The sequence below is a fragment of the Hahella sp. CR1 genome (assembly GCF_029813005.1).
Taxonomy (GTDB): Bacteria; Pseudomonadota; Gammaproteobacteria; order Pseudomonadales; family Oleiphilaceae; genus Hahella.
The window spans coordinates 179790-205569 of record NZ_JAPELK010000011.1 but is presented as its reverse complement, the minus strand read 5'-3'; the positions used below and the strand labels follow the sequence as shown (position 1 = coordinate 205569).

Genomic DNA, 25780 nt, shown 5'->3' with positions numbered 1-25780 from the left:
TTACGAATTAAGCAAATTTTTAAATTTTCCATTGTCCATCTGATATTCTGATACCTTCACCAATTCGACTCGGGATGGATCTTCCTCTATTGGAGTCTGTACTCTCAGGTATTGAATGCTTGATCCATTTCTGGTGGCAGTGAGTATTGCGTCTGCTGCTTCTTGCTCTTTAAGTATTGCTGCATTTTTTTCTTGGGAGTAATTCGGAGATACCTTTTTATTAGCCATTCTCATAGTAACGTCTGCAGCATACTCCGTAGTCCCTTGCTCGTAGTCAATACCGTTGATGTTCCGAGTACCGGTTGTTCCGCCTGCGCCCTTGGCTTCGATGATAATGATTTCACCCGCATCGTTCTGGTAAACCATGTCGAAATTCCCTGAGAGCGAGGGAGCGTTTTCGATATCCTCTGGGTGGATACGCTTGAAATCCGGGAATTCTTTTTGGACATGGACATCGGCGTAAAGCTCGCCAATTTTCCCTGATACAGCAGCGACATTTTTGCTGTTGTATTCGGTCATATCCCAGTCGGAAGGCTTTAAGTCTTCGACTTTCTTACCAAGCTTCTTCGCGGCCTCTTCCTTGAGCGCTTTTCTTTCATCTCGTAGCGTGTCGCGTTCGGCTAGAAGTGCATTAAGGCTCGCAGCGTAGGGATGATTATCCGGCAAGCTCATGTCGTAGGCCGTAATCTCTGTGGAGACGGCCTTGATCGCGTTCTTTTCAACAGAGCAGATTTCCTTTCCGTTGGCCTTCGCCTTGTCTATGGGCTCTCCATCAACGACAACCGCATGTACGAACTCTTCCGATGACAATTGCTTTTTAGCTGGATACTTAACTGCATTTTTCCGAGTTAGCGTGATCTTATCTTCATCAAGATCAATATCGTCGTCGGTAAAGGTATACTCCGGCCGACTACTTTCACCGGTTTTCAGCAGTACCGTCGTGGGGCTGTTCTCGGTTGGCTTGCCATCTTCCAGTACTTTCTTGACCGCAGACTTGTGATCATCTGAAAGCGCCGACATATGCGGTTCAATGAATTTGTCCACCTTGCTCGTCTGTACGCCGGACTGAGGGCAGTTGCCCGCCAGGGAGCTTACATGCAGGTCATCCGCACCATTTAGGCTGTTATCAGTCATGCTTCCAACTTCCCATCCATCATGGACTGTCGCCCACTGTAGTAGTAAAGAGCCTCTAATCGAAGGCTGATATTCCCCAGCTCGGAATTCTCCAGATAGTCCGTTCTAATCCATTTCTGGCTATCGTCCTGGAGGAAGTCCCAACCAAACAGGATACATGCGTTAATAAAGTGGTAGGCGTCTTGCCGGCTTTTAGCGCCAAGTTGATGCATCTGGGAAATGGCGGCATCAACAAGCCTGAACAGCTGGTCTGGCGCAATAGATTTAAGTCGGTCGGGATACTTTTCCAGGAACGTTGCCGCCATCTTTCGTACGAATTCTCGACGGACAGCGTGTGTAAACTGCTCACACTGATCCTGGCGTATTTTGAGAAGATTATCTGTTGTCCCAGAGCCTGGCTGTTCTGTCGGGTCGTAGACGCTTACGTGTGAGTCTGAACCGTCAACATTTATCGAAATAAACTGCAGCTTTCCCTGTTTACGCTGAAATATGCTGATCTTTTCTGGCGTGTCGCCCTCCATCCAGAAAACGCCGGTGTCGCCCAAAATGCGATTGAGTTGCGCCGAGTCGCAGAGAGGCAGCAACACTCTCATATAGCGCGGATCGCAATAGCGAAAGTACCAGTTCTCGTTATTAGGACCGCGAACTTTTGCAAGACGACGGAAGTGCTGAACAAGTTCCGTCATAGGTTTATTGCTGGCTAAAAAAATACACCAGCTGTTGCCCCAGCCTTCCTGAAATAACCACTGGGTGAACGGATCACTGCCTAACTCGACGATGTGGGGAGACGCAGCCTTTAACGTTTCTCCAATCCCATGCCAAAAGAGCGTCGAACTGTCGCAGGAGCTTTGGGTAATTTGCGGATAAATACGCTCATCAATGGCGCAGTCGACTAACGCGTAGTAATGACGAAAGCCGGGGCAATGTTCTTTGAAGCGTTGCAAGCTAGAGGTGTTCAACATAAAACTATCCTATCCCGCGCCTCTCACAAGATAAGTGAGTGATCACGGTAAATCTCTTGAGTAAACAGAAATCAGAATTTTTGATTATCGTCGTCGTCCCCAAACATCAAGTGAGCCATTGCTATGGGGTCATAATCAGGATCGAATTTATGCACCTTCTTAGGCACGATAACAGGAGATTTTAAATACTCGTCTTCTCCCATTTCTTTTAGCCATGTATTCCATTCGTGCGAGCTGATCTTAAGGTCGACATCGCTGGCGTCAAAGAGACCTAATCGAGTCAAGTCTTCATCAATGTCTGGAAAGTTGAAGTCTAACGACGCCAGATAGTCAATAAACTCACTCGGTAGCAATAGATCGTGCTTCTCAACATAGTGATAAAGGCCCTCAGGCCAGATCCATTTCCCATCCGTCATCTCTGAGCAGCCAAGTACGCTCGTTTCTGAGTCTTCGCATTCAAAGCGACAACGTGCGTATCCAAGCCAAGCATTGCAGCGTGCGCCACTCTTCAAGTAACTAACGATTTTTTCCTTATCTGAGCCTATATCTCCACATAGAAAGCTCGGAGTTACGCCGTTTTCGTAGCTATTCGACCAGAAGCCAAGCACTTTCAAGTTGATAGCCTTTATGTTTCGTCCTATGTGACTAGCCATCTGAATATCAACCTTAGTCCCAGTCAGATAGAAGAGTGTCATTACCAAACCGATCCAGTGAGGCTTTGGGAACGACAACAGGGCTACGGAGATAGTCGTCTTCTCCCATTGCTTTTAACCAGTCTTTCCAAATGGAGTCATCCCCCTCGACTTCGATAGCTTCCGTTTCAAGGCCCAGTCTGGCTTTTATCAATGACTCGTCCACATGAGGAAAGTTAAAGTCAAGCTGCCTAACGTGATCCAAAAATTCTGGCGGCAACAATAGGTTATGTGCGTCAACATAATGAGCCAGCCCTTCAGGCCATACCCATACACCGTCGGTAAAGTCAGTATTACCTAACTCTGAAGTTTCAGACTTAAGGCACTCGAACCTGCACCTTGCGTATCCCAAAAACTCTATTCCTCGAATGCCACTTTTTAAGTAATGAACAATCTTTTCTTTGTCGTTTCCAATGTTTCCACGAAGAAACTCAGGAGTTACGCAATTATCATAATTCTTCGACCAATAACCCACGTGGTTTAAGCGTATTCTTCTCACGATATATCCTCCGGATAAAAGGTTTCATGACCCTCTCCAGCAGGGTATAGAATTTTCTGTTGATCCTCATATTTGTCTAGCTTACTGCCTGTTTGGGCAATGAACTCTTCACAGAAAGCTTCGTCATAAACTCTGACTTGCCCCTCTTTATCAACAATCATACGCCCTGTGCCCCCTGTAACAGGAACCCCCATACTGTTCGCTAAGTCTTGCCGAGCGGGACCCGGTTCGAATCTACACGCAACAACCTCAATCTTATCAGGGGTAAAGCCTAACTCTTTTAGCCTGTTACCTAACTCAGCTCCGCTTTTTCCAGCAATATGATCACCGTTGCCGTGGGCTATTAGTGTAAGTTTCTTAACGTTCTTATAGTCGTGGAAGTTATCTTTATTAATGACAGGGATATTACGGGCGGCGATCAGTCTCTCCACGCTTGCTAAAACTACTGGATCTTGCTGAAGCGGCAATACTGCATTTTTGTAGCGATCCTCCATAATGTCATAGTTGTCAGGTATGGCATCTGGACAATCTCCGGGCTTAGCCGTCAAGCCAAATGGATCAACCCAGCTGGTCGGGTTGGGCGCATACAGATAATTGTTGTTTCCTCCAACTAGTCCAACCGGGTCTTGGTTGATGAACCTTGCGCTGCCAGGGTCGTAATATCTGTGGCGGTTATAGTGCAGTCCCGACTCATCATCGAAGTACTGGCCTTGGAAACGCAGCGAGTTTTCAACCTCTTCGGTTTCTTTTAGCGCCAGGTTGCCATAAGCCTTGTAACGCACAGACCAAACGATTTTGCCTTTGGCGTCCGTCATTTCCTGCGGTGTACCGAGGTGATCGAGGTGATAGTGGTAGACTTTTTGATCTTGAATAAAGGCTAGCGGTCTAAACGAGTTCGGCTCGTAAACGTAGATTTTGCTCAGATGCTTACGTTGCTCTGACAGGAGAACGTCGCCATTCCATAGGAACACTGTTTTCCCAAAAGCATCCTGCTTGCTGACGCGACGACCGAGCGCGTCATACTTGTACTCAGTTCTTTGCCCATCTTTCTCTACAGCAACCAGTTGATTTTGCTTGTTGTAGAAGTAGCGAGTTTCAAGTTTGCCGCCTTTACCGCGCTTCTCCCTGATGAGGTTACCAGCTTCGTCATACTCAAAGTGGCGATCGCCATGGAAGTTGAGACGGTTGCCTTTGGCTTGATTAGCGCCCTCCAGGATGTTACCTGCCGGGTCGAATGCAAACTCCTCGTTACAATAACTCTCGACGGCTTTCAAACGATCCAGAGCGTCGTAATGGTAGTGCGTCGCTCCCTTTTTGAAATCGTCAATCAGAGCCAGGTTACCGCCAACGTCGTAACTGTAGCGACGCTCAATGATGCGTTCTTTGGTCTGGCGACTACTTACTTGATGACGGACCAGGCGACCCATGACGTCATATTCATAGCGAGACTCGACAGCGCCCTGTTGTCTTCGCATCTCACGGCCTTCCTGGTCGCGCTGAACCTTGGCGAGCAACTCGCCATTGAAGCTTGCGCGATTAAACAAACCATTTGATTCGTACTCAAATTCCAGTCGGCGCCCATCAGGCAAAGTTGTTTGGGTGCGGTGGCCAAGCGCATCATACTGATGGCGAAGGACAGCGTAGTCCTGCCGTTCCTCGACTAGCTGTCCTAACGTGTTGTAGCCAAATTGAACGCTGCGATTGGAGTTTGCAGCTTTGGTTAGCTGACCGTTGGCGTCATAGCCAAAGCGGGTGACCTCACCATCAGGGCTGTGTTTTTCCAGCAGACGCCCCATGCGGTCGCGTCTAAAGAGGGTGATCTGCGCCTGTTCGTTAGAGTGCAAGCCCTCGATATGAGCCTTCAAATATCCGGCAGGGTCATACTGATATTGCTGCACACGCCCATCGAACCCAACTTCGCGGATCAGGCGCTCATTACGGTCATAAGCAAGCTCGTAGCGCTCGCCTTTTTCGTTTATCAGGCCAACCAGATTGCGTTCATTATCGTACAGGTACTCGAATACGTTTCCGGCCGGATCAATTTTTTTCCGTACCTGCGATAAACCATCGTAGGCATATTCCGTAGTGCGTCCGGCGCCATCAATAAAATGCGTCAACTGATCATTGGCGTTATACCGCAGTCGAACTAGAGAGCCGTCTGGTTGTTTGACCTCTGTGATATTTCCGTTCAGGTCATATTTGTAGGCGGTAACCTCACCCTCTGACGTCGAGGCGACGCTAATATCGCCGTTGTCATTGTAGGCGAACGTCGTGGATTTATTGTTATTGGTTTCGCTGATCAGCTGTCCTTTCCGGTTCCAGCGATAACCTTTCTCGTTGCCGAGAGCGTCTGTGACCGTTTCGAGATTCCCTTGGTCGTTATATTTATACTGCGTTTTGTGGCCGGCAGGATCGATAAGCGCCGTCATTAATCCACGCGGGTCATACTCTCGCGTCCACTTATGCCCGAGCGCATTAGTGATGCTGATAGGTTGGGCGTCTGCGTTGTAATCGATCTTGTAAATACCGCTATTCGCATCAACCAGGGTCGTCAACTTTCCTTGGTCGTTATAGGCGTAATGAGTACTGTGTCCATTGGGGTTGGTTTCCTCGATGAGATTACCCGCTGCATCATATGCTCGGCGGGTGACGCCGCCCTCTGGATCAATCTCTTTTACTACTTGCCCTCGCTCGTTGTAATGGTAGGTGGTGACCCCGCCATTACTGTCGGTGGCTTGAGAAATACGGTTCTTTAGGTCCCATTCAAAGCGATAGTCATAGATGCCGTTGTCGCACCACTGACGTAAGCAGCGAGCGGATTTGTCATAGCGATTCCACTCAAAATAGACGCTGAAGCCAGTCTTGAGGGTGTGACGGGTAATCACGTGATTACGATAACCAAAGGTTTCGCTATTACCAGCGGGATCGGTTACTGCAACCAGGTCTTGGGCTTCGTCATATTGATATTTAACGAGGCTATCTACGCGACCGTCGTCATTGACATTCTGAACTTCACAGATCAGACCGTATGCGTTATGCAGTAGATGCAACCGTTTGCCGCCGGAGGTGGTTACAATCGTTACCGGACGCTCATGCTCTTCTAACTCCACCCAATAGCTGACATCAATACGGTTACCCAATGAATCCAGCACAGACTCAAGTCGATATACGCCGTTATTGCCTGAGAAAGCCAGATTGGGTTTGCCCAGTTGTTTCAGTACAAAGTGGCGCTCGCCCAAGCGATGCAGCTCAAAGTGCTCTGCACTGTTTCGGACCATCTCGCCTTCTGACGGCAAAGGGAAATCGATGTAACGTCCTTCATCCGTTGTAAAGACGATACGGCCATCAATTTCTTCTAACTGCTGGCTAAGAAAGTGTGTCCAGCCATGACCTAATCCACGCTGATTATGGTTGGAGGACTTGTACGTTCTTTTCCAAATCAGAGGGAGGGGGCCTGAGAGTTTAAAATCCAGCTGGTCTAATAACTCTTCGCCAGTGACCATACTGATAGGGTGGCCATTTTTGCAGGAATTGACGTTATCCTGAGAGGTTTCGCCATTGTCGTTTACGCCCGTTTTATCACTGGTCGCGGGGGTATCTCCAGACTTGGGTGCGTTTGCTGGCGCGGCGGCCTTTTCGCATTCCTCACAAAACGGCATCCCTTCCTGAGCGGTATTCTTTAATGTCTGCGCTTGCGCTTCCTCATCGGGCCTTTTCGCCTGTGCTGGCGCAGAGCTTGGTGCGGCGGCGGGCGCTGCAGCTGCGGAAGCTTGATGGCTACTGGACGCTCTTTTCTCACTAGACCAGCCGGGATTGCCGGCTAATTGCGTGACCTCCATGACTTCTCCAGTCACCGCTGGCGGCGGCGGTGGAGTCGGATTGGCGCGAGCAATCAAACGCTCAGCAAGTCTCACCTCTGAACTGACAGGTACTGGTCCTTCTTCGCTCTCGTTGATAACTGGACAGAAAGGCTTCTTCTTGTCAGTAAAAATCAACAACACCTCACCACGCTCAACGCCTCTGACAAAGTCATCCTTCCACTTGCGGAAGTGAGGTGAACCACGTCCAGGAAAAGCGCCAAAGCCCGAGCGGAAGTGATAGCCGCATAAATTGCTGGCGACATTGCTGACCTTGAAGTCGTTGCTCAAGCAACGGTCGGCAAAGCTCGCTGCAAAAAAGGGAGACTCGATAAATGGAAGATCGGCGACAGTGATATCAGACCAATGCCTAAACGCGTATGAGCGGGTGGAATACATGCAGGAAACATCCCTTGTATTACGCCTTTCCTGACCCTTAAGGCGGAGATGGCGCTGAGCTAAGAAGTTTTACGTATTAGTACAATGCAAGAATATTTTACTATCCGGAGACGTCAGGATGTATAACCCTATCGGCATAGGAGGTAAGAGCAAGCTTACAATAATAGCTTGAAGGGATGATTGTAAAACGCACACCACAAAATTGCTTTACCTTGGGTTAAGGGGCTGCATTGTATATATATTCGTACAGTCAAGAATCTACCTCTCAAATTGCGGAAGAAACAATTCAACAATGCGCCCCGGAATATGTGCCTGAGGTAGGTCCTGTTGTAGCTGAAGAAAAGCTTAAAACAATGTCCGGGATTGGTTGACCACTACAGTTGCGGCTTCCCTAAAACGTCAATCATGAGCGGCAAAACCTCTCACACAAAAGTTTAGACGTATTATGGATTGAGCTTAAAGGAAGACCCTTGAGTAATGAATCTATCGTCAATAGAATATCCACTATTCCCCCCCCAAATATACCCAACCCCCAACCCCCAACCCCCAATTCATCAATAAACACTATCTCTCAAACCACTCCTCAAGAAATTGAATACAGTGAGTTAACGCTGGCGGTACATAACGTCGCGCAGGGTATAAGGCGTACAGTGTGAGGTTGGGTTTGGTTTCATCAGCGAGAATCTCCACCACTTCACCTTTTTCTATCGCGTCGCGGCAGACAAATTCGGGAATAAAACCTATGCCCTGTCCACGTTTAATGGCCTCCATCATGAAGATGGTGCTGTTGACTCTGAGCTTCCCCTCTATCGTGACGCCCTCGCCGATAGGCCACAGATTTTTACCTTGAAAGTAGCTGTACACAAAACAGTTATGCTGGCTCAAATCTGCCGCGGAGGTGATTTCTGGGTGATTTTCTAAATAGCTGGGGGCTGCGCATACACGATATTCAAAGCGAGTAAGTGGCCGGCCCACGTATTGTGAGTCGAATGGACGACTGGAAGCTCGAAAGCCCAAATCAAATCCTTGCTCCACTAAGTCCGTGTTTTCATCTCCCAAATGAATATCTAACTGAATATCTGGATAAGCTTCCATGAAGTCAGCAAAGACCAAAGATAGATCTGTCAGGCCCAATGCCATGGGCGCATTGATTTTCAACTTACCTTTAGCGTGTTGTTGCAAGTCCTGCACGAATGAATCTGCGTCATCCAGTTGCGCCAATATGGCTCTGGCCCTTTGTAAATAACCTTGGCCCACATGGGTCAGCTCTATATTGCGGGTGGAGCGGTGAAGCAATCGCGCTCCCAGGCTTTCTTCCAGCTTGGAGATCTCCTTGCTGATCATAGACTTGGTGGTGTTGGTTTGCTCAGCGACTCGCGTAAAGCTGCCGAGATCAGCCAGTCGAACAAAGAATTGAAGCGCTCTGAGTTTATCCATGGACGTTAAGCAGGTAGTTATCATTGGGCTAATGGTTTCCATAATGGAAACTATTGGTTCTCATTGTAGCGATATATCAAAACAAATAGAAACTCTAGACTTGCAGCTGTTGACCTACCAACTGGCCCATCAACTTCAACGGAGAAGCTGCCCGGCCACAAGTAGGGCGACAGACTATTTATCAAACCAAACAGCTTCAGAAGAAGGAACACATCATGTACACACTTTATTACGTTCCAGGCGCCTGTTCCCTAGCGACCCAGGTAGTACTTCACGAACTCAACCAGCCCGTTCAGATCATTAACAAACAGGCAGTGGAAAATTTCCAAGCCATTAACCCTGTTGGCACAGTGCCGGTCTTGAAAAAGGACGATAAGACCTATACAGAAGGCGCCGCAGTCATGCTGCATTTGCTAGAAGCACACCCAAATGCTTTGTTCCCGACCGAGAAAGCAGCACGGGCTCAGGCCATTCAAAATATCATGTTCGCCAACGCAACCATGCACCCCGCCTATAGCAAGCTATTTTTTGTAGCCAATACAGATCTTAGTGAATCTGCAAAACAATCCGCCTACGCCTCTGCGGCAAGCAGCATAAATCAACTGTGGAATGTGGTTGAAGACAGATTAACGGAGCAGAACTTCCTTGGGGGCGAAACGGTGTCTGCAGCTGACATCATGTTGACTGTGTATTCACGTTGGGGCGCCAGTTTCCCCGTGGATATTCATATTGGGCCCAACACACAAAAGATGATTGACCATGTCTTAGCCATGCCGAGTTTTCAAACTGCTTTGAACAACGAGCAACGCCAAGCAGCGGCATAATGACAGCTTAAGCGTCATCAACGCCAGCAATCGAAGGGGAAAAGAATGGACAGGGGTTTAAAACATAGAACGAGCGAGCTTGATTTTGGCCAGACAGATTTCATAACCATCATCAACATCGTTGGAGCCTATTTTGAAGGACTTCATTACGCCGATACTGCACTGCTAGAGCGCATCTTCCACACTGACGCTGTACTAAAAGCGCCAGGGTTAAGACGCTCTCTCAAGGACTGGCTCGACGCAGTGAAAAGCCGTCCTGTCCCTTCTGAACAGGGCTTACCCTATGAATTTCGATTACTTTCGGTGGAGATAACGGGGGAGCAAGCCATGGTAAAAGTGGCTTGCCCCCTGTTCGAATACAACTACGTGGATTATCTGGGTTTGTTAAAAGAAAACGGTCAATGGCTAATTGTCAATAAGATGTACGCAGATCTATCCAACGACTAATTAACGCGTCTAAAACAGGTAAAAAATATGCCTTACATAAACATTAAAGTGACAGATGAAAACGTCACCCGCGAACAGAAAAAAGCACTTATAAAAGGCGCCACTCAGCTAATGGTGGATGTACTCAACAAAAATCCCGAAACCACATTTGTGGTTATTGATGAGGTCAATACGGATAACTGGGGAATTGGGTACGATCAAGTGACGGATTTGGGAAATAGAAGAAGTTAGAACGTAAAATGCTGATGCGGAAACACAGGGAGTGTGTTTGTAAATATGATTCGCGTGAATTGAATCGCCACTATGACTAGACCTCGATTCCAGCTTGATACAACCCCTACCCACCATCCCATCCACCCAGGCTCATTAACCTGTTATCCTAAACAGCTTCAATTTAGATACTCGGATGTATAAGGTAACTCAATGAATCCCTACCAAGCTCCTCAGGCGGAATTGACTTCAGAAATTCACAAGGAAGATATGGACTATGTCGGTTTCTGGGCTAGAACCGGCGCCAGTATTATCGATACGCTGATTATGATGGCGATCTCCTATCCGATTCTGATCTCCCTATACGGCTTCAATTATTTCGATGGTGAGACGTTTATCGCGGGCACGGCGGATGTGCTGCTCAACTATGTCTTCCCGGCGCTCGCGGTCATTTTATTCTGGATCTACCGCTCCGCCACACCCGGAAAAATGCTGGTTAACGCCGTCATCGTCGACGCCAAAACAGGCGCTAAACCATCTAAGGGCCAAATGATCGGGCGTTATTTCGCTTACTACCTGTCATTACTGCCTCTGGGCCTGGGTTTTCTGTGGGTCGCCTGGGACCCGAAAAAGCAAGGCTTCCATGACAAGCTCGCCGGCACCGTCGTTGTACGTTCCAGCTAAATAAATCCAACCATCCCCTTTAGCGTTATAGAATTAGTTTCGAGGACTCTATGGCTTCCATCATTGTGGTGAACGGCGAGCAATACTGGCCAAAATACCTCACTGGTCATGAGGTGCATTACCGGCGCCTGCAAACCAGCAAATGGCTGTATCACGACAACCGGCTGTGGGTGTTTGACGCTTCCGGCGTCGTGCGGGCGGACGCGGTGTTGTGGCGTCTTGGCGCGGTTAAGCCGGACGAGTCCCATCGTAGCGTCCTTGAACTGATTCGTTTCGCCGGCGTTCCCTGCGTAAATCCAGCACGCACCTTGCTGCGTGGCTATGATCGTTTATCCATGCTGGCGGAACTGCAGGAAGCAGGCCTGACCGTATCGCCGCATACTATCGCCATCGGCGAGAACCTGTTGGATAAAGTCGATCCTCCCCTGCCCTCGGTGGTTAAAGTCGGCAATTTCCACGGCGGTTACGGCAAAGCCCTGGCGGAAAACGCAACCTCCTGGTCGGACATCAAGGACCTGACGTTCATATCCAATGACTACGTGACGCTGGAAGATTACATCCCTTACGTCCGCGACATCCGCTGTCTCGCTATCGGCGACAGAATGTGGGCCATGTCCCGCCGCGGCGCCCGCTGGAAAGCCAACATCGAAACCTTGGACTTTCAACTGATGCCGGTCCCAGACAATTTGCGAGAACAGACCCAAATCGCAATGGACCACCTGAATGCGGACATACTTGGCCTGGACTTTCTGGAAACCGAAGACGGCGAATTTATCCTGCTGGAAAGCAACGATATCCCCGGCTTAAGCGGATTCCCAGAGGATGCCCTGGAAGCGCTGGCGAGGATTTTGAGGGAGAGAGTTGAGGGCGTTTAGAAGCTTGGCGACGCCTCTGCTGATAACGGCAAAATGGACTTGCCGTCAGCGCTGACGCACAGATTTAAAGTTTTGCTATTTTCGCCAGGGAAGCCAAATTGCGAGCCGATCTGCCTGATAGCTTCCGCCACCAGCTTGGGCGCCACTGAAAAAGCAAAGTCAGGAGTGGCCTCGGCAATCTCAGGGGAAAATCGCCACGGAATATTCACGTCTTTATCCAATGTAAACCAAGGGGCTCTCTTTTCCCCTTCTCGCCAGACTTTTAACCTGAACAGGTTCCACTCTACTTCATCGACCAACCAGACATATCGAGCGTCGTTGACAGTTATTAATCTAGTCTTTGATTTCATAGAAAAAACAAGGCTGCTATTCGTTTAGCTGTTGATTGATTTCCAGCAATACTTCTTTGTTGTCCCTATACCAACCTAGTCTGGCGGTATCGAACTCATCCTTTCCCTCATGCCGCCAAATGCCCATCAATTTCAGGGCTTCATTAATCGCTTCGCCGGATTCGACTGGCCCATAGATAATGGAGCCGTACTCCCATACCACCGCCAACTGGCTACCGTAGCCTCCGTGATATGAAGTTTCGATAAACCCACACATTCCTGTAAATGACAGCTCTTTCGTCAGTTTTTTGATTTTCGGCGTTAGATTGGAACCAAAACGCGCAAATGGAGCAATCGCACTTCCTCTAAAGCCTTTCGTTCTCGCGCAGAGCGGGATGAACGCGTAATTTCCCACCAAATACAGATGAGGCAAGTCGCCCTGGTATTTAAAGCTAGTGACGATGCCAGAGATATTGTGGCCCATAAATCAGGATGTTAATGACAGGAAAGGGGATGCTTGAACAAGCACAAAGTGTGTCGAGTGGAAAGCGGGTAATCCGCTTTCCACTCCGAGGTGACTAGCCAAGAATCAGACCGCAATCTCAGCCAAGTTCCCTTTGCTTTCGAGCCATTCGCGTCTGTCGGAGGCGCGTTTTTTGGCCAGGAGCATGTCCATTTTTTCTTCGGTGTCGTCGGCGGCTTCCACGGTGAGTTGCACCAGACGACGGGTGTCGGGGGCCATGGTGGTTTCGCGGAGTTGCAGGGGGTTCATTTCGCCCAGGCCTTTGAAGCGTTGGACGTTGGGTTTGCCTTTTTTCTTCTCGGCGGCGATACGGTCGAGAATCCCCTGCTTCTCATAGTCGTCGAGGGCGTAGTAGACGTCTTTCGCCACGTCGATACGGTATAACGGGGGCATGGCGACGAAGACGTGGCCGGCTTCCACCAGCGGGCGGAAGTGCTTGACGAATAACGCGCACAGTAAGGTGGCGATATGCAGGCCATCTGAGTCGGCGTCCGCCAGAATACAGATCTTGCCGTAGCGCAGGCCTTCCAGATTGCTGGAGCCTGGGTCGACGCCGATGGCGACAGCGATATCGTGTACTTCCTGTGACGCCAGAATCTGCTCTGAGTCTACTTCCCAGGTATTAAGAATCTTTCCACGTAGCGGCATCACCGCCTGAAATTCTCTGTCGCGAGCCTGTTTCGCGGAACCGCCTGCAGAGTCCCCTTCCACCAGGAACAATTCGCCGCGCATCGCATCGCTGCCGCTACAGTCGGCCAGCTTGCCAGGCAACGCCGGGCCGCTGGTGATTTTTTTACGCGCGACTTTCTTGGCGGCGCGCAAACGGCTTTGGGCGTTATTAATGGCCAGCTCAGCCAGTTGCTCCGCTTCCGCCGTATGTTTGTTCAGCCACAGGCTGAAAGAGTCTTTCACCACACCGGAAACGAAGGTGGCGCATTCACGGGAGGACAGACGCTCTTTGGTCTGACCGGAGAACTGGGGCTCCTGAATCTTCACCGACAGCACATAGGCGCAGCGATCCCAGACATCTTCCGGGGACAACTTGACGCCGCGCGGCAACAGATTACGGAACTCACAGAACTCCCGCAGCGCTTCCAGCAGACCAGTGCGCAAACCGTTTACATGGGTGCCGCCCTGGGCTGTGGGAATCAGGTTGACGTAGCTTTCAGCGATCAGTTCGCCGCCTTCCGGCAGCCACTGCACCGCCCAGTCCACCGCTTCCGTATTGCCCGCCATCTGGCCGATAAAAGGTTGCTGCGGCAAGGTGACGAATTCGTTGGTGGCGCCGCTCAGATAGTCTTTCAGACCATCTTCGTAATACCACTCGTCTTTCTCGCCAGTGTTTTCGTCTTTAAAGGTGACTTTCAGACCGGAGCACAATACCGCTTTGGCGCGCAACACATGACGCAGGCGCAGAACGGAAAACTTGGGAGAATCAAAGTACTTGGGGTCAGGCAGGAAAGTCACCGTGGTGCCGGTGTTGCGCTTGCCGCAGGTGTCGATCACTTCCAGGTCTGAAGCTTTATCGCCGTTGGCGAAGGTAATGCGATGCACTTTGCCGTCGCGGCGGATCAACACTTCCAGATTCAGGGACAGTGCGTTCACAACAGATACGCCCACCCCATGCAGACCACCGGAGAATTGGTAGTTTTTGTGGGAGAACTTACCGCCTGCGTGAAGCTTGGTCAGGATCAGCTCAACGCCGGGCATCCCTTCTTCCTTGTGGATGTCCACCGGCATGCCGCGACCGTCGTCGGTTACGGACAGAGAGCCGTCTTTATACAGTACGACGTCCACTTGTCGCGCGTGTCCCGCCAGCGCCTCATCGACGCTGTTGTCGATAACCTCTTGAGCAAGGTGGTTGGGCCGCGAGGTGTCCGTATACATGCCCGGACGGCGGCGAACCGGGTCCAGGCCATTGAGGACCTCAATGGAGTCGGCGTTGTAGTTGTTTGACAAAAGCTTCTCCTGAATACAACTCGTTACTTGCCGACGCGCTTTCGGGCGGCGCTCCCTGCCCGCTATTGACTGATTGGGCCGGACAACGGCCTTTCCCGGAAACGCGCCTGCATGCGCTTGTGACTTTCTCCGGGGGCGCAGGGGCCATTCGCCGGAGATTGGAATTGGGCATTAATTTATAGGAATGCCGCCAAAGATCAACTGGGAAGGGGTGAAATTCCTTTCACCCGCCCGTCCTCACTTGTTAAGAAGGCGATATTCCTTATGCGCCTGTGAGTCGCCCGCTCCGGCGCTACCAATGTCGCCTTGAAAGCCGGTGGCGAATGAAAATCCTGACTTGGATTCATTCATCTCTATCGTTTCCAGGGCATTGCGCACGGGATACTCGGCGCAGGCTTCGCCCGAATCGCAGATTTTACCGTCATTATCCAAATCTGTGCCGGCCACCAAGAGGTAGGTTCCTGCTTCCACACCGCTGAAGGCGAAGTTGTAAACGCCACCCGAAGCAGTGGCGCTGATCTGATATGGAACATCTGATATGTCTTCTGGGTTAACCAACAAAATATAATGCTTGCCGGCATCCGGCTTAGCATTTGGATCAGCCAGGGTCAGCGTGGCGGGGATCGACAGTTTGACCGCCTTAGACGATTCATCAATCACATAATCCACTGTAATTTCGCCTGGATAGCTGACTCCCACGTCCAAACCGGTGGCGTCCGCACTGATGCGATAAGTCGAGTCATCAAGGTCGCCATTGTCATCCACGCTCAGCCATACGACGTCACCAGACGCAGACGTGGATACGGTCACGCCACTAACGCCAGACGGAATGCTCAGGGTGATGACCGTCGAACTGGTGTTGGTGAATTTCAAATTGTTGGCGGATGCTTTCACAACTGGCGGCGGCGAGCCTCCTGCCGCCGTCACGGCTTTGGCTGCATCTATTAAACCGTAACCATAGATGTCATCTCTCCCTGTAGCGCCGATATCAACCGACAGCTCGCCATTTGTCAGATAACTGTCGATATCCGATGGCGTCACATCACGGAGGGACTCCATTAATGCGAAAACTCCCGCCACATGAGGCGACGCCATGGACGTGCCCTGCATCTGCGAATAAGCGAACTGGACAGAGCCCGAGCTGTCATTCCCCCATGTGCTTAGCACGCCGTCTTGTTGGCCGTCTCCATCCAGATCAAGGAAGAAGTTTCCGCCAGGGGCCGCGACATCAACCGTGGAGCCATAATTTGAATAAGGCGCTTTCAGTCCATCGGACCCCACCGCACTGACCGAAATCACGCCAGGGTAGGCCGCCGGATAAAACGGAGACGAGGTGTTTTCATTACCTGCGGCCGCCACCACGATCACACCGGCATTTAATGCATCCTGAACAGCGACGCCCAAAGCTGTAGAAAACCCAGCGCCGCCAAGGCTCATATTGATGATGTCAGCACGTCGGCTGGGGATAGTCCCCGAAGAATTGGAAAGTCCCGCAGCAAAACGAATCGCCTGCACCAGATCCGCATCAGAACCACTCCCACCTTGCCCGAGCACTCGTATCGGCATTACTTTAGCCTCAAAGGCGACGCCTACCCCTCCGATGGAATTCGAGGCGGCTGCGACGGTTCCGGCGACATGCGTGCCATGAAAACTGCTGCTTCCAAACACGCTATCGCCAGGATCTGTGGGGTCGCTATCAATGCCGTCGCCATCTAGAGACGAGGACAGGGAACTGACAAAGTCGAAATCATCGTTGGCGCTCACTAAACGCCCAGACAAATCAGGATGGGTTAGTAATACGCCAGTATCTAAAACCGCCACAACAACTCCAGAACCATGAGTGACATCCCACGCACTGGGTAAACTGATCAAAGGATAATGCCATTGCAGTCCATAAAGTGGGTCTGATGGCGTTTCCAGCGCTTTACGAATGTAATTGGGCTCGGCGAACTCGATATCCGGCCGCTGACGTAAAGCTTCTATCAGCTCAATTGTGCGCTGTCTTTCATCCACTTTCTGCGCCAAGGACTTTAGCGCCGGTCCCTGCACTATCTGGGCGTCATCGAAGCGGAACAAGCCTGTATTAGCGTCGCCGAATCTTTCCAGAAAATATCCCGGCAGCGCCTGCGCGGAATATCCTTTCGCAGCCTTGTAGCGGATAATCGCCTCACCCGGCGCAAACTCCGCCTGGGTCGGTATCGATAGCGCAGAATAATTATTGAGCGCACTGCTTGAAGCTGCCTCGCCAACTACCAGGATGTAGCTGGAAGGGCCTGAGAAACCTTCAACTTTGATATAAAAATCACCGTCAGCGGGTACGGTAAGCGTTTTAACGCCAATATTCGTTGCAACTAAAGGGTCTGTTGCGCCGTCGACCCGAGACAGGGTTAAGCGCTGAGTGGATGCAATCCCTTTTGCAGACGCTTCCGCGTTTAATTTAACCGTCTGACTAGCCAACAACTTGACTCGGTAGTAATCAACCAAGTCTCGGCGATATGAATGCTCACCGTCGTAAGCGCCAGATGAATCGCTGACGTAGCCTCCGACGATTGCCGGATTCGAAATGATCTGCGCTTCACTCTCACTGTTGTTAGAAGTAGTGCCCGCTGAAACGTCAGAAGAATCCGAATCCACCTGCGTAAACGACGGAATACTGATAGAGCCAGACAACGTATAGGTCACAGCGGCGGGCGTATCACCGCTATCGCCGCCCCCTCCTCCACCGCCTCCGCAGGCGGTTAACGTCGTCGCCAGAGTGAGCATGAAAGCTTTGCCGGTAAATGAGAGGCTTCGCATATAAATTCCACAACGCAAATGGGTCATATATGTATATCCTAGCAGGAGACAGGAGGACGTGAGCGCCAATTGCAGCGCCTTCGTCATCATTTGGCGTTTATACTAAAGCGTTCTATATAAAATATAACCAATTGCGTCAGAGCATAAAAACGCAGCTTCACCCCGGAATGAGTTTTATGTCTTACGATTTGAAGTCTTTGAAGTTTCCCCGCCTTGCCGGTACGCCTCTGAAAACCCTGGTGGGCCTGCTCGAAAGCAACTATTCCCGTCGTATTCTGGGACTGGCGCTGCTGCGCGAGGGCGGCGCCTACAAGCTGCGCGAGGCGGAGCTGAACACCACGCCGACGCTATTTCCCAAACATCCTCCCGGACGCGCGCCGGAAGCGGCGCACGCCCGAGCCAGCATCGCCATGGCGGAGGAAGCGATTAAAAACGTACAGGACGCCTTCCCGCTGACCTCAGCCAGAGACCTTATCCAGGCTTATCGCAAAGGCCAGACCACGCCGCTGGATGTTGCGCGCCGGGTCATCGCAGCGCTGCAGCAAAGCGACTCTGGTCAGCCGCCGCTGCGCGCCGTCATTTTCAGCTCGGAACAAGACATCCTGATGCAGGCGAAAGCCAGCGCGCAACGTTATCAGGAAGGGCGTCCCCTGAGTTTGTTAGACGGCGTGCCGGTGGCGATCAAAGACGAACTCGACGCAGCGCCCTACGCCACGTCTGTAGGAACCCAGATTTACGGGCAGGACTGCTCCGTCGACCAGGACGCCACCGCCGTAGCGCGGCTGCGCGCCGCCGGCGCCATCATCATCGGCAAGGCCAACATGCATGAGATCGGCCTTGGCGTCACCGGGGCCAACGTGCACCATGGCCACTGCCGTAATCCTTACAATCTCGACCACTATGCTGGCGGCTCTTCCAGCGGCAGCGCCGCTGCGGTGGCGGCGGGTCTGTGCCCGATCTCCCTCGGCGCCGACGGCGGCGGCTCCGTCCGCATTCCCGCTGCGTTATGCGGCGTAGTGGGACTCAAGCCGACCTGGGGACGCGTCAGCGAGCATGGCGCTTTTCCACTTTGCTGGAGCGTGGCCCATGTCGGCCCCATGGGACGTTGCGTCGACGATGTGGCCCTGGCTTACAGCGCCATCGCCGGCGCAGACTTAATGGACCCCTTCTCTATCGATCAACCGCCGCCCCATCTTTCCGACTATATGAAGCAGGACCTGTCCGACCTCCGCATCGGCATTTACTCTCCCTGGTTCGGGCACGCCAACCGGGAAGTGGCGCAGTCCTGTCAATTGGCCGTAGAAAAACTGAAAAGTCTGGGCGCTCAGGTGCAGGAAATCACTCTCGAAGGTCTGGATCTGCAGCGGGTCAGTCACGCCATCACCATTGGGTCGGAAATGCTGGCGGCGGTGGACGCCGAGTATCGCCGTAATCCGCAAAGCTTCGGCCTGGACACGCGCCTTAATCTGGCCGTGGCGCAGCAGTTTTCCAGTACGGACTACATCAAGGCGCAACGCTTTCGCACTCAGGCCATGCGCGACTTCGACAACCTCCTGCAGAAAGTGGACATTATCGTCACGCCCACCACCGCCATGACCGCTCCGCGCATTCGACCGCAGAAAGAGCCCAGTGGCGAATCCAATTTGCAGGTGCTGACGGAGCTGATGCGTTTCGCCTTCTCCGCCAATCTTACTGGCCTGCCGGCGCTGACTTTGCCGGTGGATTACGACGCCAAAGGCCTGCCGATCGGACTGCAACTGATGGGCGGAGCCTGGCGCGAACATACATTGCTGCGCGTAGGACGGGCGCTGGAAAGCAAGGTGGAGCTGCGACGTCCAGCGCTGTACTTCGATCTGTTAAAGCCCTGAGCGTCGCAAGAAAAAGAGTAGCGCAGAATAGACGCGGCTAGTCTTTCACGAAAGGATTGGTTCTGCGTTCTGCGCCAAAGGTGGACATGGGGCCATGACCAGGGATGAAAGAAACATCATCGCCCAATGGCCATAATTTGGTTTTGATGGACTGAATCAACGTGGCGTGATCGCCTTTGGGAAAGTCAGTGCGGCCAATGGAGCCATTGAACAGGACGTCTCCCACCAGCGCCAAACGTGCGCCTTGATGGTAGAAAATCACATGTCCGGGCGTATGTCCCGGGCAGTGGAACACCTGCAGGGTTTCCTCACCGACGCTGACTTCATCGCCATCGTTCAACCAGCGATTCGGGGTGAACTGCTTGGCGTTGGGGAAGCCGAACATCATGCTTTGCTGCGGCAAGGCGTCGATCCAGAACTTGTCCTCATACTCCGGTCCTTCGATCGGAATTTCATGAGAATCCGCCAACTCAGCCGTGCCGCCGGCATGATCGATATGCGCATGGGTCAACAACACTTTTTCCAGCGTCAGACCGTTACGCGTCAACACGGCTTCAATCTTGGCGAGGTCTCCGCCTGGGTCCACCACGGCGGCCTGACGCGTTTTTTCGCACCAGAGTACGGTGCAGTTCTGCACAAAAGGGGTAACGGGCACTATTTCGTATTTCATGACTACTCACTAAATCCAAGTCCTACAACAGGCGCAGCCCCATTCTATTACACCGGGTCACCGACGCAACCGCTGGATTTATAAGGCCCCGCTCTCTTGACCTGAGCCGCTCAGGTAGTCTCCCTCAAATTGCTCCACCGGCATGGGACGAGCGACATAAAAGCCCTGGATCAGATCGCAACCCTGTTGCCGCATAACGCGGATCTGATCAATGGTCTCCACCCCTTCCGCCAGTATCTTCAAACCCAGGGTTTTCGCCATTTGCACAATCGCAGTGACGATCGCCAGATTATCCTGATCATGTGGGATATCGCGAATAAAGGACCGGTCGATTTTCAATAAATCCACAGGATAACGCTTCAATGACGCCAGATTGGAAAAGCCGGTGCCGAAGTCATCCACCGCCACCCCCACCCCGAGACACCGCAGCTCCATCAGTTTGGACACCGCCGTCTCTATATCCTTGGCCAGGGCGCTTTCCGTGATTTCCAGCTCCAGCAGACGTCCATCCACATGGAATTCCTCCAACAGCAAGCCAACCTGGGATACAAAATCAAAACGTCCGAACTGACGCGGCGACACGTTCACCGCCAGACGCACCGCGCGGCCATATTGACGCTTCCAGTCGGCAATCTGCTTGATGGCGCAACGCAGCACATATTCGCCCAGTTGATCGATCAGGCCATGGGCTTCCGCGACAGGAATAAACTCCGCCGGCGACACCGGTCCGCGCACTGGATGGTTCCAGCGCAACAGCACTTCCGCGCCAAATATGCGATGGTTGTACAAATTAACCTGGGGTTGATACACCAGATGAAACTCCCGGTTGACCAGGGCCTTGCGCAGATCGCTGGTCATGCTCACCTGTGCTTTCAGCTCTGAAGCCATGTGCTCTTCAAAGATCACAAAGTCGTTCTTGCCCATTTTCTTGGCGGTGAACAACGCCATGTCGGCCTCTTTGTACAACTCGATGCCGAAGTTGGATTTGTGTTCGCGACTGTAGGTGGCGACGCCAATACTGAGGCCAATGCTGATTTCATCCATGCCGATATTAAATGGCGTCTCACAGGCCTCCAGCAGCCGCTCGGCATATTGAATCACCTGTTTCTTATCCCGCACGCCTTTGAACAGAATGGCGAATTCATCCCCTCCCGGGCGACACAAGACCGCGCTGTGAGGAATCAGGGATTCGAGTCGTTTGGACAAATCGACGATCAGTTGATCGCCCAGCTCATGCCCGTAGGCGTCGTTGATATGCTGGAAGTTGTCCACGTCGATCAGAAATAGTGAAAACTGATCCCGCACGCCATAACGCACGTTGCGAATCGCCAGCTCCAGGCGGCGCTCCAGATGCAATCGATTGGGCAGCCCGGTGAGCGCATCGTGTTGCTCTTTAAAGGACATTTCCTTGATCAGGCTGCGCACATACATGCTCACCATACGGGCCCGACGCGCGCGCGCTATCAGATTGATACGCAGCACTTCAGGGTCGATGGGCTTCATCAGAAAATCATCACCAGCCAGTTCGATGGCGGTCAGTTGCGCGCTGGAATCGGACTCCGCGGAGAGAAACACCAACGGCACGTTGGCGAATTGCACATGCTGGCGGATAATCTGCCCCACTTCTAACCCAGTGCATTCCGGCATATGCAGATCGAGAACGATGAGTTCCGGTTTGAACTCCGTGATTACCTGCAGCACTTTTCTCGGTTCACTCAGCGTGCGGGCCTCCACGCCAGCCGCTTCCAGATGCGCCCGATACAAGGCGGTAATGTCTTCATCATCATCCACCAGCAGGATACGATACGGCTCCGCCGGCGTCTCTTCCACCATGTCTTCAATACTGGCCAGCAGACTCTCGGAGTCCAGAGGTTTGGTGAGATAGTGACGCACTCCGGCCCGCACCGCCTGTAGACGCGCATCAAAGTCAGTGCGCTTGGAAATAACCACCAAAGGCACGCCGCACATCTCCGATGAGTTCTGATTAATGGCGAAATCCAGCCCGGCGTTTTCCCCTTCCGGCAGAATAACGTCCATCAGAATCGCCAGCGGCGTTTCGTCTTGCGGGCGCTGCCCCAGCGCCGTAAGGCTGTTGAAGATACGCGCGCTGTAACCATGCTGTTCGATATGGGTTTTCATCCACTGCGCCAGCATCTGATCGTCTTCGACGATGTAGACCAAGCGTCCCGGACGAGGGTTACTCTCCATCTCGCTAGCTCCAGGCGCGGCGTCGCCGGTGTGTGGGCGGCGCATCAGTTGTAAAAGCAGCCCCATGCGTTCGTTGTGCTTGTCAAACGCAGTCGAGCCGTCTCTGATTAAGTCCTGCAAATAAGCATTCAACTCCGCCGCCGCCGCGCTGAGTTCGGGAAGCCCAAAGGTTTTTCCCGATCCCGCCAGGCTGTGCAGCGTCATACAAATATCGTTCAGGCGTTGACGATCGCTCTTTTTCAGCAATTCGTCCCACCATTTTTCCAGCGCATCCGCCCTGGCGCCCAACGACTGCCGATAATGTCGCTGGATCTGCGCCAGCTTGTTTATCAGTGCACCGTCCATGCCTTTATCACTGCTCCTGTCCATCAATCCGAGGCCTTGGGTTTATAAATACAGACTTTATTGCGCCCCTGCTGTTTGGCGTCATACAAAGCGTCGTCCGCCGCCTTGGTGAGGGTCGTCATGTCGTCGATATCAGGAAAGGCGGCGATGCCCGCGCTGAAGGTCACCCGAAGAGGTTCTTCCGCTGTATTGTGATTGATGGAAGCGAAGCTCATGCGCATGGACTCGATGACAAAACGGGCGTGCTCTTTGGTCGTGTCCGGCAAGATCACGACAAACTCTTCACCGCCGTAACGTCCGATCACATCGCTACGCCGCAAACGCCCCTGCAGATAACGCGCGAAATTCACCAATACGCGGTCGCCCATCAGGTGACCGTAACTATCATTGACCTTTTTAAAGTGATCCAGATCGACCATAACATACGCCAAACTACTACCCATCCGGCGAGCCCGGGATAACTGTTGCGATAAATACTCTTCCGCACTGACGTGATTGAGCAGCCCGGTCAGGCCGTCCCGGCTTAACATGCCCCGCAGCTCCCTGCCGCGCCGCGCCCGACTCTCCACTGACGCCAGCAGAAAGGGCGCCGGCACCGGCTTGATGAGAAAGTCATCGCCGCCGGCGCGAATAGCGCCCAGGTGGCGCGCGATATCCTGCTCCACCGACACAAAAATAATCGGCACGCCGTACAGGGTCGCGTCCTGGCGTATCGCCACAGCCAGCTCAATGCCGTTGTACCCGGGTAAATACAAATCCATCAGAATCACATCGGGAAAAAATTCCAGCAATACTTCAGGAATATCCTCAGGCTGGGACACCACCCGCGCATTCATTTGCGCCTGCTCCAACAGCTGTGCGTGGTACATGGCCAGCTCACTGTCATCATCGATCAACAGCACCCTATAGGGCACATCGACTTCCGAGATAAAACATTGGTCGAACTTACTCAGTAACTGAGAAATATCCGGCGGCGACTGCAACACTTCGCGTATGCCGGCCCGGTATGCCTGCACACGCAAAAACAGACTCGGCGTTTGATGTAATACGAACACAAAAGGGACTTTGGTTTTACCCATTTCGATAGGCGCCGGACAGGCCTGGGACGCGCCCAGTTCTTCATACACTACAATGTCCGGTTCAAACCGTAGCGCATTCTCAGTCACTTCTTCCGAAGCACAGGCGCGCACCTCATAACCGTAATGTTTCAATTGCTCCGGCAGCGAGTTGCAGGCGCTCTGTTTCGACAAAGCCAGCAACGCCTTGGGCGCCGCCGGTCGCTGAATGCGCTGGGAGGAAATCAGGGAGAGTTCTTCGTTGCTCTGTTCGTCCGGTTGCGCGGAAGAGTCAACCTGCGTCAGCAGGTTATCGATCTCCAGCACCAAACGCTTGGCGTTCTCGGGAAAATCTGAGAGCTGATCGATTTTTTGTTCGATCTTCTGCATCAACGCGGAGAGTCGGGCGAACCCATATGAAGCGCCAGAGCCTGCCAAACGATGCACCAGATGCCGAAACGGCATCAGAATTTCCCGGTTGAAATTTTGCAGCGTTCTGACTGAACTCCAACTGTCGCGTACATTGGTCAGCTTTTGCGGCAGCGCACTGGCGTATGCCGTGCGCAAGGCCTGCATTTTTTCCATCGGCGAGCGTGAATCGTCCTTCGCGTTCTCCCGCTCATCCCGCATGCACCTTCTCCCAAAGCCGCTTCACCTCTTCGGAAAGCTTCATCGGGTCAAAGGGCTTGGGGATCACGCCAACCGCCCCGAGACTGATAAATTCGTCAATTTCCGACTTCTGTACTTTGGCGGTCATAAACGCAACGGGCAGATGCTTGCATTCCGCCACTTCCCGTAAAGCTTGTAACGTAGAAGGACCATCCAGCTCGGGCATCATCACATCCATCAGCACCAGGTCCGGCATTTCCTGGGGGATCACCTCCAGGGCCTCTCTGCCTGAGCTGCACAATACGACCTCAAAACCGCCAATGGCTTCCAGGGCCATCTGCGCTATAGCCTGAATATCAGGTTCATCTTCCACATAGACAATTTTCCGAATAGGCGGAGCCACAGGTATCTCCTTGCTCATTCACGCGCGCCACAGCCGCCGGCGTCGACGACCGGACACACGTCGACATTTTTCATTGAACCTTAGCTAAAAGCATAGACCCCGTTTGCGATGCGGGACAATTTTTTGTTTGTTTTAAAGGCGTTAATTCAATGTTTCGGAGGTCTGCGGCCAGGACTCCCGCAGATAACGCCATTGCGGCTGCAAACCCCACTTTTTGTATATACGCTCCAGTTCTCCAGACTCATACAACTGCGGCAGCTTGCGAGCCAGAATCGCCTTGAATAAACGTCCGCGTTCGTTATCCGCAAAGCCCACATAAAGCTTCTCGCCGCTTTTCACCGTCACGGACGTGTAATCCCGCTCATCCAGTTTCAGCTCACCCAAAGCGCGCTGAATATTGACGGAATAATCAATGACATATTTGACTCTCTCCCGCGTCAGCAACCCAATCCCCTGCTCAATGCTTTCCAGCTCCACGGGCTCCATATCCGGATTGAACCATTGCTTAAAATCGTAGCCGCGTATCCAGGCCGCTTCGCCGCTGCGCACCCGCCCTGCGCCACGCCATTCCTGCTGCGCTCCCTCCAGAAACAACGCGACGACAGGATCATCCACACAGAAATGCAGCTCAGGGATCAACATAACGTCCTTCCGGCTATCATAGACGCCGACCAGCGCGTCTCTCTCTTTGTTGGAGACCCAGTACAAGGCGCGCTTCCAGGGCACGACCTCACAGATAATCGTGACGCCATCCGGCTCATAAATCGCAGCGAGAACATCCCAATAGAGACCGGTGCAGTCAGCGTTAGAGTATTCCGCCCACTCTTCTGAAACCGCATGTAGTCTGAGTTCAGATTCAGCGGTGCATAGCAGGGGTTGCAACCAAAGGAGCGCACAGCACAGGGCGCTGCTGCGAAGAGAGATCATGGCGATATTCCCAGCTGGGGAGGCGAACGCGCGAAGTCAGCGCGCCGTCCCCGTCAGCAGATTTTCCT

General features: G+C 52.3%; 21 protein-coding genes. 6 read left to right on the top strand and 15 right to left on the bottom strand.

Translation table 11 applies throughout. The annotated features are described in order from the left end of the window. The 6 genes from ONV78_RS24060 to ONV78_RS24035 all read right to left on the bottom strand — a co-directional run bounded on the left by ONV78_RS24060 (window position 1) and on the right by ONV78_RS24035 (window position 8980). Window positions 1-1134 carry a hypothetical protein gene (locus ONV78_RS24060; protein WP_279506986.1) on the bottom strand — a complete coding sequence of 378 codons (1134 nt, stop codon included), beginning with the start codon at window positions 1132-1134 and terminating at the stop codon, window positions 1-3. Continuing rightward, window positions 1131-2096, bottom strand: a complete 966-nt coding sequence (locus tag ONV78_RS24055) for a DUF4123 domain-containing protein (RefSeq protein ID WP_279506985.1) — start codon at window positions 2094-2096, stop codon at window positions 1131-1133. Before ONV78_RS24055 ends, ONV78_RS24060 begins: the two co-directional genes overlap by 4 nt. 71 nt (window positions 2097-2167) lie before the next feature. Then, complete coding sequence (locus ONV78_RS24050; RefSeq protein WP_279506984.1) at window positions 2168-2710, bottom strand: hypothetical protein; 543 nt, start codon at window positions 2708-2710, stop codon at window positions 2168-2170. A gap of 52 nt (window positions 2711-2762) precedes the next feature. Then, window positions 2763-3287, bottom strand: coding sequence for a hypothetical protein (locus tag ONV78_RS24045; RefSeq protein WP_279506983.1), 525 nt, complete (start codon window positions 3285-3287; stop codon window positions 2763-2765). Then, window positions 3284-7543 carry an RHS repeat-associated core domain-containing protein gene (locus ONV78_RS24040; RefSeq protein ID WP_279506982.1) on the bottom strand — a complete coding sequence of 1420 codons (4260 nt, stop codon included), beginning with the start codon at window positions 7541-7543 and terminating at the stop codon, window positions 3284-3286. Before ONV78_RS24040 ends, ONV78_RS24045 begins: the two co-directional genes overlap by 4 nt. A 564-nt stretch (window positions 7544-8107) precedes the next feature. Then, the gene (locus ONV78_RS24035) at window positions 8108-8980 is read right to left on the bottom strand and encodes a LysR family transcriptional regulator (RefSeq protein ID WP_279506981.1); all 873 of its coding nucleotides are present in this window, start codon (window positions 8978-8980) and stop codon (window positions 8108-8110) included. A 215-nt stretch (window positions 8981-9195) separates the two neighbouring features. On the opposite strand from ONV78_RS24035, the gene ONV78_RS24030 reads away from it, so the two are divergent. The 5 genes from ONV78_RS24030 (at window position 9196) to ONV78_RS24010 (ending at window position 12020) form a co-directional block, all read left to right on the top strand. Next, on the top strand, window positions 9196-9804 hold the full coding sequence (locus ONV78_RS24030) for a glutathione S-transferase family protein (RefSeq protein WP_279506980.1): 609 nt from the start codon (window positions 9196-9198) through the stop codon (window positions 9802-9804). A 45-nt stretch (window positions 9805-9849) separates the two neighbouring features. Beyond that, window positions 9850-10251, top strand: coding sequence for a nuclear transport factor 2 family protein (locus tag ONV78_RS24025; protein ID WP_279506979.1), 402 nt, complete (start codon window positions 9850-9852; stop codon window positions 10249-10251). Window positions 10252-10278: 27 nt separating this feature from the next. Then, window positions 10279-10482, top strand: coding sequence for a 4-oxalocrotonate tautomerase family protein (locus tag ONV78_RS24020; RefSeq protein WP_279506978.1), 204 nt, complete (start codon window positions 10279-10281; stop codon window positions 10480-10482). Window positions 10483-10674: 192 nt separating this feature from the next. Further along, window positions 10675-11145 carry an RDD family protein gene (locus ONV78_RS24015; RefSeq protein ID WP_279506977.1) on the top strand — a complete coding sequence of 157 codons (471 nt, stop codon included), beginning with the start codon at window positions 10675-10677 and terminating at the stop codon, window positions 11143-11145. Window positions 11146-11195: 50 nt separating this feature from the next. After that, on the top strand, window positions 11196-12020 hold the full coding sequence (locus ONV78_RS24010) for a hypothetical protein (RefSeq protein WP_279506976.1): 825 nt from the start codon (window positions 11196-11198) through the stop codon (window positions 12018-12020). Here the strand turns inward: ONV78_RS24010 and ONV78_RS24005 are convergent. The 4 genes from ONV78_RS24005 to ONV78_RS23990 form a co-directional block, all read right to left on the bottom strand. Continuing rightward, window positions 12017-12241: a hypothetical protein gene (locus ONV78_RS24005; protein WP_279506975.1), complete on the bottom strand. Its 225-nt coding sequence runs from the start codon at window positions 12239-12241 to the stop codon at window positions 12017-12019. The two genes, ONV78_RS24010 and ONV78_RS24005, sit on opposite strands and share 4 nt — an antisense overlap. A 145-nt stretch (window positions 12242-12386) precedes the next feature. Then, entirely contained in the window at window positions 12387-12833 is a 447-nt protein-coding gene (locus tag ONV78_RS24000) for a hypothetical protein (protein ID WP_279506974.1), read from the bottom strand. Between the two features lie 105 nt (window positions 12834-12938). Continuing rightward, window positions 12939-14831 carry a DNA topoisomerase IV subunit B gene (parE, locus tag ONV78_RS23995; RefSeq protein ID WP_216736857.1) on the bottom strand — a complete coding sequence of 631 codons (1893 nt, stop codon included), beginning with the start codon at window positions 14829-14831 and terminating at the stop codon, window positions 12939-12941. 237 nt (window positions 14832-15068) lie between these two features. Further along, window positions 15069-17627, bottom strand: coding sequence for a S8 family serine peptidase (locus ONV78_RS23990; RefSeq protein ID WP_279506973.1), 2559 nt, complete (start codon window positions 17625-17627; stop codon window positions 15069-15071). A gap of 176 nt (window positions 17628-17803) precedes the next feature. On the opposite strand from ONV78_RS23990, the gene ONV78_RS23985 reads away from it, so the two are divergent. After that, window positions 17804-19495 carry an amidase gene (locus tag ONV78_RS23985; RefSeq protein WP_279506972.1) on the top strand — a complete coding sequence of 564 codons (1692 nt, stop codon included), beginning with the start codon at window positions 17804-17806 and terminating at the stop codon, window positions 19493-19495. Window positions 19496-19532: 37 nt separating this feature from the next. Here the strand turns inward: ONV78_RS23985 and ONV78_RS23980 are convergent, their stop codons facing one another. The 5 genes from ONV78_RS23980 to ONV78_RS23960 all read right to left on the bottom strand — a co-directional run bounded on the left by ONV78_RS23980 (window position 19533) and on the right by ONV78_RS23960 (window position 25712). Continuing rightward, complete coding sequence (locus ONV78_RS23980; RefSeq protein ID WP_279506971.1) at window positions 19533-20165, bottom strand: MBL fold metallo-hydrolase; 633 nt, start codon at window positions 20163-20165, stop codon at window positions 19533-19535. Window positions 20166-20243: 78 nt separating this feature from the next. Further along, entirely contained in the window at window positions 20244-22742 is a 2499-nt protein-coding gene (locus tag ONV78_RS23975) for an EAL domain-containing response regulator (protein ID WP_279506970.1), read from the bottom strand. Further along, a complete protein-coding gene (locus ONV78_RS23970; RefSeq protein ID WP_279506969.1) occupies window positions 22742-24403 on the bottom strand; it encodes a diguanylate cyclase in 1662 nt (553 codons plus the stop codon). Before ONV78_RS23970 ends, ONV78_RS23975 begins: the two co-directional genes overlap by 1 nt. After that, a complete protein-coding gene (locus ONV78_RS23965; protein ID WP_279506968.1) occupies window positions 24393-24785 on the bottom strand; it encodes a response regulator in 393 nt (130 codons plus the stop codon). The genes ONV78_RS23970 and ONV78_RS23965 overlap by 11 nt, the downstream gene beginning before the upstream one ends. Before the next feature lie 141 nt (window positions 24786-24926). Next, window positions 24927-25712, bottom strand: coding sequence for a transporter substrate-binding domain-containing protein (locus ONV78_RS23960; protein ID WP_279506967.1), 786 nt, complete (start codon window positions 25710-25712; stop codon window positions 24927-24929). Between the last annotated feature and the right edge of the window lie 68 nt (window positions 25713-25780).